Genomic DNA, 14452 nt, shown 5'->3' on the forward strand with positions numbered 1-14452 from the left:
GCGGCGGGGGCAGCGTTACCCGAGTTCCGCGCGCCGGAACCGCCACGCGCCCAGCGCGAGCGGGACGACGACCCACGCGGCGAGGATCAGCACCATGAACCAGCCCTGGATGAAGAACGGCGGGTCGGCCACGACCGCGCCTGCCTGCGCGTTGAACCGGTCGGGCATGATCAGCTTCAGGATGCCGTTCAGGTACGCGCCGGTCGGGCTGATACTGTAGACGAGTTCCGTGACGCTGTCGGACACCTCCACGTTGAACTGGTCCGACAGGAACCCGATCATCTGGACGGGGCCGACCGGGAGGAAGTTCCAGACGAGGTTGAAGAGGAAGAAAAAGCCGATCGCGCCGCTCATGGCGCGGGACCGGCTCGCCGTCGCCGCCGAGATGGCGACCGCGACGGCGACGTAGGCGACCGCGTACAGCACCGTCACCGCGGCGAAGAGGACGTAGTCGCCGTACTCGAACGTCATGTCCGGGACGAGCAGCGCCGCCGCCGGCACGCCGATCACGAAGGCGACGAGGACGCCGGCGGTCACGACCGCCGACCGCGAGAGCACCTTCCCGACGACCACGTCGGTTCTGGTGTTCGGTAGGCCGAGCAGGAACTTGATGCTGCCCGACTCGCGCTCGCCGGCGATGGAGAGGTAGGCGGCGACCAGCGCGATCAGCGGGATGAGCAGGGCTCCGCCGATGCCGACGAGCCCCCAGAGGATCTGGTAGAAGTCGGGGTTAGTGCTCTGGGACTGGCCCCAGAAGAACAGGAGCATGAACAGCGTGTACACGACCGCCGGTGCCCAGACCAGCTTCGCGCGGCGCACGTCCTTGAAGTCCTTCCGGAGGACGCCGACGACGCTCATGCCGTCACCTCCGCTCTGGGGGCGTCCTTCTCGGGCGTCTCGCCGGACGTGTACGCGTTGAACAGTTCCTCAAGCGACGTGTCCTCGGAGAGGATGTCGACGACCTCTGCCTGCCGGGCGACAGCGGTCACCACGTCGACTTTCACCGTCGCGTCCTCGCAGACGACCGAGACGGCGTCGTCCTCCACCGTCGCCGAGACGACGCCGCCGACGCCGGCGAGGTCGACCGCCCCGGGGTCGCCCGCGACCTCCACGTCGATCCGGGCCTGTGCGTCGGAGCCGTCCCGCAGGTTCTCGATGGAGTCGACCGTCGCCAGCCGCCCCTCGTTCATGATGGCGACGCGGTCACACACCGCCTCGACCTCCGGGAGGATGTGGCTGGAGAAAAACACCGTCGTCCCGTCGGCGGCTTCCTCGCGGATCAGTTCGCGCATCTCCTGGATGCCGTTGGGGTCCAGCCCCGAGGAGGGCTCGTCGAGGATCAGCAGGTCGGGGTCGCCGACCAGCGCCATGCCGAAGGAGAGCCGCTGGGTCATCCCCTTCGAGTAGCCGCCCGCCGGGCGGCGGGCGTCCTCGGGCGAGAGCCCGACCGTCTCGATCACCTCGTCGGGGTCGTCGTCGGCCCCCTTGGTCTCGATCGCCCACTCGACGTGCTCGCGGCCGGTGAGGCGGTCGTAGACGGCAGCGCCCTCCGGGAGGATGCCGACCTTCCGCCGGATCGCCTCGGACTCGGCCTGCGCGTCGTGGCCGAGCACCGTCGCCGACCCGTCGGTGGGGCGGATGAAGTCGAGCAGCAGGTTGATCGTCGTCGACTTCCCCGCGCCGTTCGGGCCGAGAAAGCCGAAGATCTCGCCCTCCTCGATCGAGAGGTCGAGGTCGTCGACTGCGAGTACGTCCTCGCCGAAGCGTTTCGTCAGGCCGTTCGTTTCGATAGCGGTCATCTCGGTCCGAACGTGGACGCCCCGGACTATTAGAAGTGGCTCAGTCGTTGCTGGCGCGGCAACGCGGGGAAAGGTTGATAAAGCAGTTCCGCCGATGACGGCCTCAGACGTGCTCGTCGAGGAACTCGGCGACGGCCGAGTACGCCTCGATCCTGTTTTCCAGCTTCGTGAACCCGTGGCCCTCGTCCTCGAAGATCAGCTTCCGGACGGGCACGCCCTGCTCGCGGGCCCGCTCGACTATCTGCTCGGCCTCGCCGACGGGGACGCGCGGGTCGTTCTCGCCGTGGAGGACGAACAGCGGCGCGGCGATGTCGTCGACGCTGTGGATGGGGCTGATCGATTCGAGGAACTCGCGGTCATCGGCCAGACTGCCGTACTCGGCCTCGCGGAGCGAGCGCCGCCAGTCGCCGGTGTTTTCGAGGAACGTGACGAAGTTGGCGATGCCGACGATGTCGACGCCGGCGGCCCACAGGTCGGGGTACTCCGTCAGCGCGGCGAGCACCATGAACCCGCCGTAGGACCCGCCCATCGCGGCGATCCGGTCGGGGTCGACCGCGGGGTGGTCGGCGAGCCAGTCGACGCAGGCCTCGATGTCCGCGACCGAGTCCATCCGCTTTTCCACGTCGTCCAGCGCGGTGTACGCCCGGCCGTAGCCCGAGGAGCCGCGGACGTTCGGCTCGAACACGGCGTAGCCGCGGTCGACGAGGTACTGCTTGACCCCGTGGAACGACGGCCGGCGCTGGCTCTCCGGGCCGCCGTGGATGTCGACGACGACCGGCGTGTCGCCGGCGGTCGCATCGTCGCTGCCGCCCCCGTCGCCTCCGGCTCCCTCGGGCAGCGTGAGGAACCCGGGCACCTCCAGTCCGTCGAAGCTCTCGACCCGGACGAGTTCGGACTCGCGGAACCGGTCGCGCGGGATGCCGGCGGTCGGCGCGTCCGTCCAGCGCTCGGCGTCGCCGGTCGCCACGTCGACGACGTAGACGTTCGGGTTGACCGCGTCGCCGTTGACCGTGATCGCGAACCGCTCGGCGTCCGGGCCGAAGCTCACACCGCCGCAGACGCCGCCCGGCAGGTCCGGCTCCGGAAACTCGGCTATCTCGGTCGGTCCCGCCAGTTCGCCGACGGTGAGGTCCGTGTACCCGTCGACGTTCCGCGAGTAGGCGAGCCGTCCGGTCTCGTCGTCCACGGCGACGCCGCCGACGTTCCACTCGCCGCCCTCCGCGACGACGGCGAGGTCATGGCTGTCGAGGTCCAGTCGCGCGAGATAGGTCGTGTCCGCGCCCTCGTCGCTGACTAGATAGATCGCGTCGCCGTCGGGGCCCCACTCGGGGCTGCTGTAGCGTACCTCGTCGGTGTCGGGCGTCAGGTGTTCCAGTTCCCCCGAGTCGAGGTGGAGGACGTGCAGGTCGTGGTCGAAGCTGGCGTGGGCCTCGTGGACGATCAGCCGGTCGTCGTCGGGGGACCATCCGGCGACCGAGAGCCAGCCGTCGCCCTCGTGGACGAGTTCGGCCCCGTCGCCCGTCGCGGCGCGGTCCTGCACGTACACGTCGAAGACGGACTCGTCGCGGCGGTTCGAGGCGAACGCGAAGCGCTCGCCGTCGTGGCTCCAGCCACCCCACCGGTGTTTTGCGTCGGGCGTCGCCGTCAGGGGCGTTATCGTCCCGTCGCCCGCGTCGAGGCGGAACAGCTGTGCGCGCTCGTTACCGCCCTCGTCCATGCCGAAGGCGAGTTCGTCGCGCTCGGGCGACCACGAGGCGAACGTGACGCGCTCCTCGGCAAACGTTCGCTGGTCGGGCCACGCACCCGGCGCGTCCAGCGTCCACACCTGCGGGACGCCGGTCGTGTCCAGCAGGAAGGCGAGCCGCTCCCCGTCGGGACCGAACGACGCGCCGTAGGCCTTCCGGACGTTGAGGTACCGCTCGATGTCGTAGCTCACGGGGCGGGATCCGGCCGCCCCCGGCAAAGGGGTTCGGGTGGCAGCTGGCAATCCCATCCGCCGCCGGATCCCAGTCGGCGTGCCCTTGCCCGTCGCCTCCACGTCGGACCGCCTCCCATTGACCCGGGCAGTCCGCCATAATAAGGCCGGGTTTCAGACCGTTTCCTACCGTTCCAGCGACCGCGTCCCGGTCGGCCGGATACTCGCCCGAAGTCGCCCCCGTCGGCCGCATCGGTCGGCGGTTACGCCGTTTGTTTGTTAGTAACGTGGGTCGGAACACGGTGGCGACAACGCCAGTATCCGCCGAACGACAGTAATCCCGACCCAGTGTGCGTACGCCGGTTTATAACAAAGGACCGGAATCGCGTTCGATCCCATAGTCATGGCTACCTACGACCGAGGCGTGGCGGTCGGCCTGGCGGTTCTCATCACGTTGAGCGTGATCGCGGTCGGGGTCGGCCCGATCGGCACACTGGCGAGTGGGACCAACCTGGTCGGGGCGGCCGATCCCGCACAGGACGGGGGACAGGCCCCCGCGAATGGCACTCTCTCGGGGACGGTGAATCTCTCCGAGACCGACGTGACGGTCCGCGGCGACGCGCCCGACCAGGCGCTCGGATCGGCCGTGTCCGCCGCCGGCGACGTGAACGGCGACGGAAACGCGGACGTGCTCGTGGGCGCGCAGTACGCCGACGCGCCCGCGAACCGGAGCGGGGCCGCGTACCTCTTCTACGGGCCGGTCGCCGACGGCGAGTACGACGCCGCCGACGCGGACCTGACGATCCAGGGGATCAACGGAAGCGACTGGGCCGGGTACAGCGTCGCGGCGGGCGACGTGAACGGCGACGGGCACAGCGACCTCGTCGTCGGCGCGCCGCTGCAGGACGCCGGCGGCGACAACGCCGGCGCAGTGTACGTCATCTACGGCGCGGCGGACCTCTCGGGGACGGTGAATCTCTCCGATGCCGACGTGACGCTCGTCGGCGACGAAGCCGGAGACCAGTTCGGTCGCTCCGTCGCGACCGTCGCGAGCGAGGACGGCGCGGACGCCGTCGTCACCGGCGCGCCGGGCAGCGACGCCGCCGGCACCGACGCCGGTGCCGCGTACGTCTTCGGGATCGACGGCGACGTGATGCTGTCGGCGAGCGACGCCGACACCGTCCTCCGGGGCGAGTCGTCGGGCGACCGCGCCGGGCTCGCCGTAGGGACGGCCGGTGACGTGAACGACGACGGGACGGCAGACGTGATCGTCGGCGCGCCGTTCAACAACAGCACCGCGCCGAACGCCGGGGCGGCTTATCTCGTCACCGACCGCTCCGACGGGTCGCTGTCGAACGCGACCAAACTACGGGGCGAGGGCCAGGGTGATCTCGCCGGCTGGTCGGTCTCGGACGCGGGCGACGTGAACGGCGACAATGTCGGCGACGTGATCGTCGGCGCGCCGTACAACGACACCGCCGGGACCAACGCCGGCGCGGCGTACGTCGTCCACGGAAGCGACTCGCTGCCCGACAGCGTCGACCTCGCGGCTGCCGACCAGCGCCTGCGTGGGGTGGCCGCCGGCGACATGGCCGGCTGGGCGGTCTCGTCCGCCGGATCGGGCGACGTGAGCTGTGACGAGTACGCCGACCTCCTCGTCGGCGCGCCGATGGCGGACCTGAACGGCGAGAACAGCGGCGCTGCCTACGTCGTCTACGGCGGCGACGACGCCGACGCGGAGTCGAGCCTCGCCGACGCCGCCGCGACGCTCCGCGGCGAGGGGCCCGGCGACCGCGCCGGTGCCGCGCTCGCGGACGTGAACGACACCAGCGGCGACGGCAACAAGGACATCGCCGTCGGCGCGCCGCGCAACGACAGCGCCGGCGAGAACAGCGGTGCGGCCTACATCGTGCACGGCGACTGCCCGATCAGTGAGGACGCCGCGGCGACCGACACGACGACCGAACCCGACGACACGACGGAACGGCCGAAGACGACCGAACGGCCCGGAACGGGGACGACGGCTGCACAACCCGCGGACACCACCGAGGGACCCGACAAGACGACAAAACGGACCGAAACGACCGAGGAACCAGCGACGACGACGGAACCAGCCACCACGACGGCACCAGCCGAGACGACCACACAGCCGGAACCGACCACCACCCCGGACAAGACGAGGACTACGACGACCCAAGAGACGACCCCGCCGAAGACGACGATCACGCCAGCACCGACCCCGACGGAAACGACGCCGCCGGACACGACTACAACTCGGGAGACGACAACGACGCCACCTGCGACGACGACGCGGGAACCGACTACTACCCCGAGAACGACGACGCCACCGGACACGACCACTACAACCACGACGGATACTACCACGACGACGCCGCGGACGACCACGACGACCCCAGAAACGACGACACCGGACACGACGGATACTACCACGACGCCGCCAGAAACGACTACCACAACTACAACGGATACCCCCACTACGACGACCACGCCGGAGACGACTACGACGACCACGATACCGGAGACAACCACTACGACGACTCAGCCGACGACTACGCCGCCGGCTACAACCACCACAACCACGCCGGAGACAACAACAACCACGGACACAACAACGCCGGACACGACGACAACCACCACTCCGGATACGACGACAACAACCACGGACACGACGACGACCACGACGGATACGACGACAACAACCACGGATACGACGACAACCACGACGGACACGCCCACCACGACGCCGGATGGCGGGAGCGATCAGCCGGCGATCAGCTTCGTCGCCCTGTGTGTCGACGGTACCGCGCCCGGTGATGCGTCGACAAGCGTGACGGCGACGAACTTCAAGGACGACGATAGCTCCGAACCGATCGCCGCGACCTGGTCATCAGATGTCACGGTCAGCACTGTCGTCGTCAAGTCGGGGCAGCTAATCGAAAACTTCGGTGGGGGTGGGAGCGGGAGCGTGACTGTCGGGCAAGGGACGCAGGCCGCTGCCGGCCAGACGCCGGGTGATCCGTGTCCCGCCGGAGAGACGTTGCTGGTAAAGTACGAGTGGACCGGGAGTGCGTTCTCCCCCGAAACCGAGAACGAGAACGGCGCGCTTGACAGCCTGCCGCTAGCGAACCTCGGCGCCCTGCTGGCGCTCGCGGCCGGTACCGTCCTCGCCACTCGAAGACGGCTGTAGGGGAACAATCGCCCGTCCTGAACGAACGGGATTTTTAACGGCTCCCTGCGTCACCCAGTCCAAATGCGGGTCGCGGTCGTGTCGCTGGAGACGTGGCAAACCCGGGAGAGCGCGGCGCTTCGTCGGCTCCAGTTCCTCTCGGAGGCGCTCGCCGCCCGTGGCCACGACGTCCACGTGCTCTGTGCGAAATGGTGGAGCGAGCCGGGGATCCGACGCGAGGACGACGGTGTCACGTACCACGGCGTCGTCGTGGACGAGACCGCGGGCACGTCGTTTCTCGTCCGCCTGCCGGTCGTCCTCCGGTCGATCAGCCCGGACGTGGTCCACGCCGGTTCGGTCCCGCCCTCGCAAGTCACGGCGGCGAGCGTCGGGGCCTCGCTGTCGCGCTGTCCGCTCGTCGCCGAGTGGTACGGCGAGGCGGAACTCGCGGCCGGAAGCGAGCGGACCCGTCGGTGGGCGCTCACCCGGCCGGACGCCGTCGTGACGCCCTCCCGGACGGTCAAGACGTGGGCGCGGGAGGCCGGTGCGGACGGCGACGACGTGACCGTCGTCCCCGACGCGGTCGACTTCGACCGGATCCGGGCGACGCCGCCGGGAGACGGCGGGAGCGTCGTGTACGCCCGCCGGCTCGACGAGGGTGCGAATCTGGAGAGCGTCCTGCTGGCGCTGGCTGAGCTACGCGACCGCGACTGGACGGCGACGGTGATCGGCGACGGCCCGGAGCGCGAGGCGTACGAACAGCAGGCACGGGACCTCCGGATCGACGACCGGGTCACCTTCGTCGGCGAGTGCGACCGCGAGGCGCGGATCGCCGCCTACCGCGACGCCCACGTGTTCGCACAGACCGCGACGCGGTGTGCGTTCCCGACGGAACTGCTGTGGGCGCTCGCCTGTGGCTGCGTCGGCATCGTTGAGTACCACGCCGACTCCAGCGCGCACGAACTCGTGGAGAACCGCGAGCGCGGCTTCCGGACGACCAGCGAGCAGGAACTGGCAGACGCTATCGTCGACGCGGGCGACCTGGCGCGGCTCGACGTCGACGACGACTTCGCGGAGTTCGACCGCGACGCGGTGCTGGAGACGTACCTCGACCGGTACCGCGGGCTGCGCGAAGAGAAGGGGCTGTTCTAACCGTCGTCCGTCGCGTCGCTGACCCGTACCGCGGCGACGTTCTCGGCTACGTCGTGGACCCGGACCACGTCGGCCCCGCGCTCGGCGGCCAGCGCCGTCGCCGCCACCGTCGCGTCGCCGCGCTCGCCGTGTTCGTAGCCGGCGTGCTCGAACATCGACTTGTGGGAGTGGCCGATCATGACGGGACAGCCGAGCGCATCGAGTTCGTCCGCGCGGTCGAGCAGTTCGAAGCTCTCGGCGGCGGACTTGGCGAACCCCAGCCCCGGGTCGACGATGATCTGGTCGCGGTCGAGACCGGCCTTCTCGGCGAGCAGGACGCGCTCCCGTAGCTCCGCGATCACGTCCTCGACCACGTCGTCGTACGCCACGTCGGCCGTCGGGTCGACCGGGGCCTCCCGACTGTGCATCACGACCAGCGGGGCGTCGTGTTCGGCGGCGACGAAGCGCATCTCCGGGTCGGCCAGCCCGGTCACGTCGTTGACGACGTCCGCGCCCGCCGACAGCGCCGCCTCGGCGACTTTCGCCCGGCGCGTGTCGACCGAGATCATCGCGTCGATCTCTGCGATCGCCTCGACGACCGGGACGACGCGGTCCAGTTCCTCGTCGACCGGGACGGGGTCCGCGCCGGGGCGGGTGCTCTCGCCGCCCACGTCGACGATGTCGGCGCCCTCCGCGACCAGCTCCTCGGCGCGGCGGACGGCGTCCTCGACGCGGTTGTACTCGCCGCCGTCGTGGAACGAGTCCGGCGTGACGTTGAGGATGCCCATCACCGCGGTGCCGTCCGCCCATGGGTAGCCGCGGCCCGTGCCGTCGCTCCCGCCCGTGCCGATGCCGAGCGCCCCGCTGAGGCCGTCAGCGACGACCGAGAGCCCGTCCGGTGCGTCGTCGAGGCCCTCGACCAGACGCTCGAACGTCCCGAGCGTCCCCAGCAACACGGCGTCGACGACGCGCCCGTCGTCGCCCCCGTCGGCCAGCCCGGAGACGGCGCAGTCGCCGCCCAGTGACAGCATACGCTCCTTGAGTGCTGCCGCCTGCCGGCGCTGGACGCGGAGCGTCACGGCCCGTCTGCTGCCCTCGGTTTCCAGCCGTCGAACGGTCGGCTCCGGGACGTTCGCGCTCTCCAGCGCCGCGCGGGCGTCGGCTGGGTCCCGGAACGTCTTCGGTATCGGCGCGCTCGTCCACCGCCGGCGGGCCTCCGCGACGGCGTACAGCGACCCCGTCACGAGCACCAGGTCGTCCGGGCCGGCGGCGTCGAGCGCGCCGTCGACGGCGTCGGCGACGGCCCGACGGGTGTCCACCGCGTCGACCCCCACCTGCTCGAAGACGGCAGCGAGCACCGCTTCGTCCGCCGCGCGGGAGAGGGCGGGGCGGCAGGCCGTCACCGCGTCAGGCGTCGGCAGCGCCCGGGCCATTCCGCGGTGGTCCTTCTCGTGCATCGCGCCGACGACGACGTACAGGTCGTCGTAGTCGAACTCCGCGAGCGTCTCGGCGAGGCGCTCGCAGGCGGCGGGGTTGTGCGCGCCGTCGAGGACGACCGTCGGCGAGTCGTCGATCACCTCGAACCGCCCCGGCCAGTGCGCGCCACGAAGTCCCCGGGCGATCATCTCCCCGTCGACGCCGGCGACCTGCCGGGCCAGCGCCGCGGCGATGCCGGCGTTCGTCGCCTGGTGTGCCCCAAGCGCCGGGAGCCGCGTCTCGACGCGCCAGTCCGGGCCGTCGAGCGAGACCGCGGCCTCGGTGTGGTTCGTCCGGCCGCCGTAGTCGGCGGTCACGTCGGCGTCCGGCCCGCCGACCGTCAGCACGTCGCCGGCCTGCTCGCGGACGGCGGCGAGCGCCTCGCCGGTCGTCCCCGTCACCAGCGGCGCGTCGTCCGGCGCGACGTGGGCCTTGTCCCGTGCGATCTCCCCGACGGTGTCGCCGAGAACGCTCGTGTGCTCCAGCGAGACGGTCGTCACCGCGCTGGCGACGGGGTCGACGGCGCTGGTCGCGTCGAGTTTGCCGCCGATCCCCACCTCCAGCACGGCCACGTCGACGTCCCGGCGGGCGAACTGCCAGACGGCCATCGCCGTCATCGTCTCGAAGAACGTCGGCGGCTCGCCGTCGGCCGCCCGGTCGACGACGTACGGGCGGACCGCGTCGGCGAACTCGGCGACGGCCGCCTCGGGGATCTGCCGGCCGTCCACCTGCACGCGCTCGCGGAGGTCGTCGAAATGCGGCGAGGTGTACAGCCCGACCGACAGCCCCGCCTCCCGGAGGACCGACTCGACCATCCGCGCGGTACTGCCCTTCCCGTTCGAGCCCGCGACCTGGACGAACCGCGGGCGGTCCCCGACGTCGAGGTGGGCGAGCAGGTCCGCGGTCGACTCGGTCCCGGGGCGCGGACCGAACCGCCGCAGGTCGTAGAGGAAGTTCGCCGCCTCGTGGTACTCCATACCTGCGACGTGTGGTTCCCCCGCGCTTTAGCCCTTCGAAACCCGGAGTGGGGGCGGGCCTCGGGCGTGGGATACATCGGTCGGGGGCCCGTCGCTCCGGTCCCTCATCGATCGCGCTGTCGGCTACGAAGCTTTTTCTATATACGAGCGTAAAGCACTCGTACATGTCCAACGCGAAACCCGGCTCCGGCGACGACGACCCGGAGATGGTACAGATCAACCTTCGCCTGAGCGAGGCATTTCTGGAAGACATCGACGCGACGTGGAAGGAACAGGGGTTCAACTCCCGGAGCGAGTTCCTCCGCTACGTCGCCCGTGACGCGGTGAAACATCCCGATTTCTCCCGGGCAGGCTGGAAACAGATCGCGACGAGCGAACACGAACTGCGGTCCGGGGACGATGAGTTGGTGTCCCGGGAGGACGTGATCGAGATGATGGACCGCGGCACCGATGACGAGTGACGGCGATTGGACGTGGAAGTTCACACCACGTGCGGCCGACCAGTTCGACGGACTCGACCCGCACGTTCAGGACCGCGTCGTCTCGAAACTCGACGAGGTCGTGAGTTCGGAGTGGCGAACCCCCTCCGACTTCCTCGAACCGCTTACCGGCGGCCCGTTTTCCAAACTCCGCGTCGGGCAGTATCGGGTCGCTTGCGTCCTCGACCACGACGAATCGGTCGTCGAAGTCCACCGGATCGAGCATCGAAGTGGGGCTTACACCGCCGACGACTGAAGCCGTCGATCCCGGTCATGCTCGGAGCTTCGTCACCGCTCAGTTGCGACCGCCTCAGTCGTGCCGGAACGCGCGGCTGCCGGTGAACGCCATCGCGATGTCGTGCTCGTCGCAGGCGGCGATCACGTCGTCGTCGTTGACCGAGCCGCCGGGCTGGACCACGGCCTCGATGCCGGCCTCGGCGGCGGCCTCGATGGCGTCCGGGAACGGGAAGAACGCGTCGGAGGCCATCACCGCGCCGTCGGCGGACTTGCCCTCGGCGTCGCTTTCGGCTTTCATCTTCGCGATCTCGACGGCGTCGACCCGGGACACCTGCCCCGCGCCGACGCCGACCGTCTCGGTGCCCGTCGCGAACAGGATGGCGTTGGACTTGACGTGCTTGATCGTCTGCCAGGCGAACAGCATCGACTCGACCTGCGCGTCGGTCGGCTCGCGCTCGGTGACGACCTCCAGGTCGTCGGCGGTCGGGGCCTGCCGGTCGCGCTCCTGGACGAGCGTGCCGCCGGTCAGGTCCTTCGCCGTGTGGGTCTCGGCGGGCGCGTCCAGCGAACCGACATCGAGCACCCGCAGGTTGTCCTTCTCGCACAGCGCGTCGAGCGCACCGTCGGTGTAGCCGGGCGCGACGACGACCTCCTTGAACGAGTCGGCGACGCGCTCGGCGGTCGCGGCGTCGCATTCGCGGTTCAGGGCGACGATGCCGCCGAAGGCGCTCTTGGCGTCGGTCGACAGGGCGTCGGCGTAGGCGTCGGCCAGCGTCTCGGCGGTGGCACAGCCGGCGGGGTTCGTGTGCTTGATGACGGCCGCGGCGGGGCGGTCGAACTCCTTCACGAGGCCCAGCGCCGCGTCGGCGTCGTTGTAGTTGTTGTACGAGAGCGCCTTCGCGCCCTCGTTCAGTTGCGGCGCGTCGACGACGCTCGCCGCCTCGCTGGCCCGGTCGGCGTACAGCGCGGCGTCCTGATGCGGATTCTCCCCGTAGCGCAGGTCGGCCGCGCGGTCCGCGGTCGTCACCCGACGCGCTGGCAGGTCGGCGGCCTCGTCACCCTCGACGCGGACGACGCCGGCCTCGCGGTCCACCGCGACGCGGTCCTCGGCGAACCACTCGACTGCGCGGGGGTACGCCTTGAACTCGCCCTGATACAGCACGCGCTCCTTCACGTCGTCGGCGTCATCGCCCTCGTAGACGGGAACGGGTTCCTGCGTGACGACGGGGCCGCCGTCGACCAGCTCCTCGACCACCGCGCCGTCGCCGTCGGTGGCGTCCGTGACGACGTGGACGGTGCAGCCGGTCACGTCGACGCCGGCGTCGAGCGCGTCGCCCCAGGCGTCCGTCCCGGGGAACGAGGGGAGCAGCGACGGGTGGACGTTCAGCGTCGTCGGCGCGTCGTCGAGGAACTCGTCGGAGAGGATGCGCATGTAGCCGTCGAGGCAGACGAGGTCGACCTCGTAGCCGTCCAGCGCCGCCACGACGCGGCGCTCGTGGGCGCGGCGACCCTCGCCCTCGGCACGCTCGACGACTTCGGTCGGAATGCCGCGCTTCGCGGCCGTGTCGAGGACCGGCGCGTCGGCGTCGTTCGTCAGGACGACGGCGAGGTCGGCACCGCCCGGCGACTCGTCGGCGAGATGCATCAGGTTCCGGCCGCGGTTGCTGGCGAGGCCTGCGATCTGCATACCTCGACTCCGGCGCGCGGCGGGCAAAGGAGTTGCGGTCCGCGACGGCTGTGTATCCACGGACGCGCATATTTTTGGAACTATCGGCGGTAGTTTCTCCGGATATATCCACGTCTATGTCGTTCAGCTTCCGGTAGCCTTTTGCCCCGCGGCGCGGGACGCTCGGACATGACCGAATCCCTGCACGCCGTGTCGCCGCTGGACGGGCGTTACGCGTCCCGAACCGCGCCGCTGGCTCCCTACGCGAGCGAGGCCGCGCTGATGCGGGCGCGGGTCCGCGTCGAGGTGGAGTACCTCGTCGCGCTGGCGGACCTGGACGCGACGCCGCTGGCGCTGGACACCGGCGCGCGACAGACGCTGCGGGCGCTGTACAAGGACTTCGCGGAGGAGGACGCCCGCCTGATCAAGCAGCTGGAGACGGAGGGGTACGGCGAGTACGAGGCGACGAACCACGACGTGAAAGCCGTCGAGTACTACATCCGGCACCACCTGCCCGACGGGGTCGAGGGCGTCGCCCCGTGGATCCACTTCGGGCTGACCAGCGAGGACGTGAACAACCTCGCCCACCGCCTGCTCGTCGGCCCGGCCGTCGAGGCGGTGCTGCTCGGGGAACTCCGCGACGTGCGCGACGCGCTGGCCGACATGGCCCGCGAGCACCGCGACCTCCCGATGCTCGCCCGGACGCACGGCCAGCCCGCGACGCCGACGACGTTCGGCAAGGAGATGGCCGTCTACGCCGCCCGCCTCGGCCGCGCGACGGGGCGCATCCGGCGGGCGCTCGACGGGATATCCGGCAAACTCGGCGGCGCGAGCGGCACGTTCGCGGCCCACGACGCCGCGTTCCCCGAGGTCGACTGGCGGGCGTTCGCCCGCGAGTTCGTCGAGGGGCTCGGGATGGAGTACGCGCCGCTGACGACGCAGGTCAACCCCTGCGACGACCTGGCGGAGCTGTTCGACGCGCTCCGTGGCGCGAACAGCGTCCTGCTGGACCTCGACCGCGACGTGTGGCTGTACGTGAGCGACCGCTACCTCGGCCAGGAGGCGACCGAGGGCGAGACGGGGTCGTCGACGATGCCCCACAAGGTCAACCCCATCGACTTCGAGAACAGCGAGGGGAACCTCTCGAAGGCGAACTCCGACCTCTCGTTCCTGGCGGACTACGTCACCACCTCGCGGCTCCAGCGCGACCTCTCGGACTCGACGGTCAAGCGCAACATCGGCGCGGCGCTGGCCCACTGTCTGATCGGCTACACCAAAGCGGCCGACGGCCTCGACAAGGTCGTCCCCAACGAGCAGGTGATGCGCGACGACCTGCGCGCGACGCCCGAGGTCATCGGCGAGGCCGTCCAGACGATCCTCCGGCGCGAGGGCCACGGCGACGCCTACGAGCGCGTGAAGGCGCTCACCCGCGGTCGCGACGTGACGATCGATGACTTCCGCGATCTGTTCGACGACCTCGACGTGGACGAGGCGACGCGGGAAGAACTGCGCGCGCTCTCACCGGAGACGTACGTCGGCGTCGCGGACGCGCTCGTCGACGACGTGGAGTCAGGCCGGTAGCCCG

At 70.3% G+C, this 14452-nt stretch carries 10 protein-coding genes; 5 read left to right on the top strand and 5 right to left on the bottom strand.

Features of this window, described 5'->3' with window-relative positions:
- Positions 1 to 15: 15 nt before the first annotated feature.
- From D8896_RS09490 to D8896_RS09500, 3 genes are all read right to left on the bottom strand, one after another.
- Complete coding sequence (locus D8896_RS09490) at positions 16 to 858, bottom strand: ABC transporter permease subunit (RefSeq protein WP_121821853.1); 843 nt, start codon at positions 856 to 858, stop codon at positions 16 to 18.
- The gene (locus D8896_RS09495; RefSeq protein WP_121821854.1) at positions 855 to 1799 is read right to left on the bottom strand and encodes an ABC transporter ATP-binding protein; all 945 of its coding nucleotides are present in this window, start codon (positions 1797 to 1799) and stop codon (positions 855 to 857) included. Before D8896_RS09495 ends, D8896_RS09490 begins: the two co-directional genes overlap by 4 nt.
- A 103-nt stretch (positions 1800 to 1902) precedes the next feature.
- Positions 1903 to 3792 (bottom strand): S9 family peptidase, encoded by a 1890-nt coding sequence (locus tag D8896_RS09500; protein WP_205596805.1) that lies wholly within the window; start codon positions 3790 to 3792, stop codon positions 1903 to 1905.
- 325 nt (positions 3793 to 4117) lie between these two features.
- On the opposite strand from D8896_RS09500, the gene D8896_RS09505 reads away from it, so the two are divergent.
- Positions 4118 to 6922 (top strand): FG-GAP-like repeat-containing protein, encoded by a 2805-nt coding sequence (locus tag D8896_RS09505; protein WP_121821856.1) that lies wholly within the window; start codon positions 4118 to 4120, stop codon positions 6920 to 6922.
- Positions 6923 to 6985: 63 nt separating this feature from the next.
- Positions 6986 to 8053: a glycosyltransferase family 4 protein gene (locus D8896_RS09510; RefSeq protein ID WP_121821857.1), complete on the top strand. Its 1068-nt coding sequence runs from the start codon at positions 6986 to 6988 to the stop codon at positions 8051 to 8053.
- Here the strand turns inward: D8896_RS09510 and folP are convergent.
- Positions 8050 to 10485, bottom strand: coding sequence for a dihydropteroate synthase (gene folP, locus D8896_RS09515; RefSeq protein WP_121821858.1), 2436 nt, complete (start codon positions 10483 to 10485; stop codon positions 8050 to 8052). The two genes, D8896_RS09510 and folP, sit on opposite strands and share 4 nt — an antisense overlap.
- A gap of 164 nt (positions 10486 to 10649) precedes the next feature.
- On the opposite strand from folP, the gene D8896_RS09520 reads away from it, so the two are divergent.
- Positions 10650 to 10946, top strand: coding sequence for a ribbon-helix-helix domain-containing protein (locus D8896_RS09520; protein ID WP_121821859.1), 297 nt, complete (start codon positions 10650 to 10652; stop codon positions 10944 to 10946).
- Positions 10936 to 11220: a type II toxin-antitoxin system RelE family toxin gene (locus D8896_RS09525; RefSeq protein ID WP_121821860.1), complete on the top strand. Its 285-nt coding sequence runs from the start codon at positions 10936 to 10938 to the stop codon at positions 11218 to 11220. The genes D8896_RS09520 and D8896_RS09525 overlap by 11 nt, the downstream gene beginning before the upstream one ends.
- A gap of 54 nt (positions 11221 to 11274) precedes the next feature.
- On the opposite strand, the gene purH is transcribed toward D8896_RS09525, so the two are convergent.
- The gene (gene purH, locus D8896_RS09530) at positions 11275 to 12888 is read right to left on the bottom strand and encodes a bifunctional phosphoribosylaminoimidazolecarboxamide formyltransferase/IMP cyclohydrolase (protein WP_121821861.1); all 1614 of its coding nucleotides are present in this window, start codon (positions 12886 to 12888) and stop codon (positions 11275 to 11277) included.
- A 168-nt stretch (positions 12889 to 13056) separates the two neighbouring features.
- Here purH and purB point away from each other — a divergent pair, with 168 nt between their 5' ends.
- Entirely contained in the window at positions 13057 to 14448 is a 1392-nt protein-coding gene (gene purB / locus D8896_RS09535; RefSeq protein WP_121821862.1) for an adenylosuccinate lyase, read from the top strand.
- The last annotated feature ends 4 nt before the right edge of the window (positions 14449 to 14452 follow it).

Origin of the sequence: Halostella salina, from assembly GCF_003675855.1 — an archaeon.
GTDB lineage: Archaea > Halobacteriota > Halobacteria > Halobacteriales > Natronoarchaeaceae > Halostella > Halostella salina.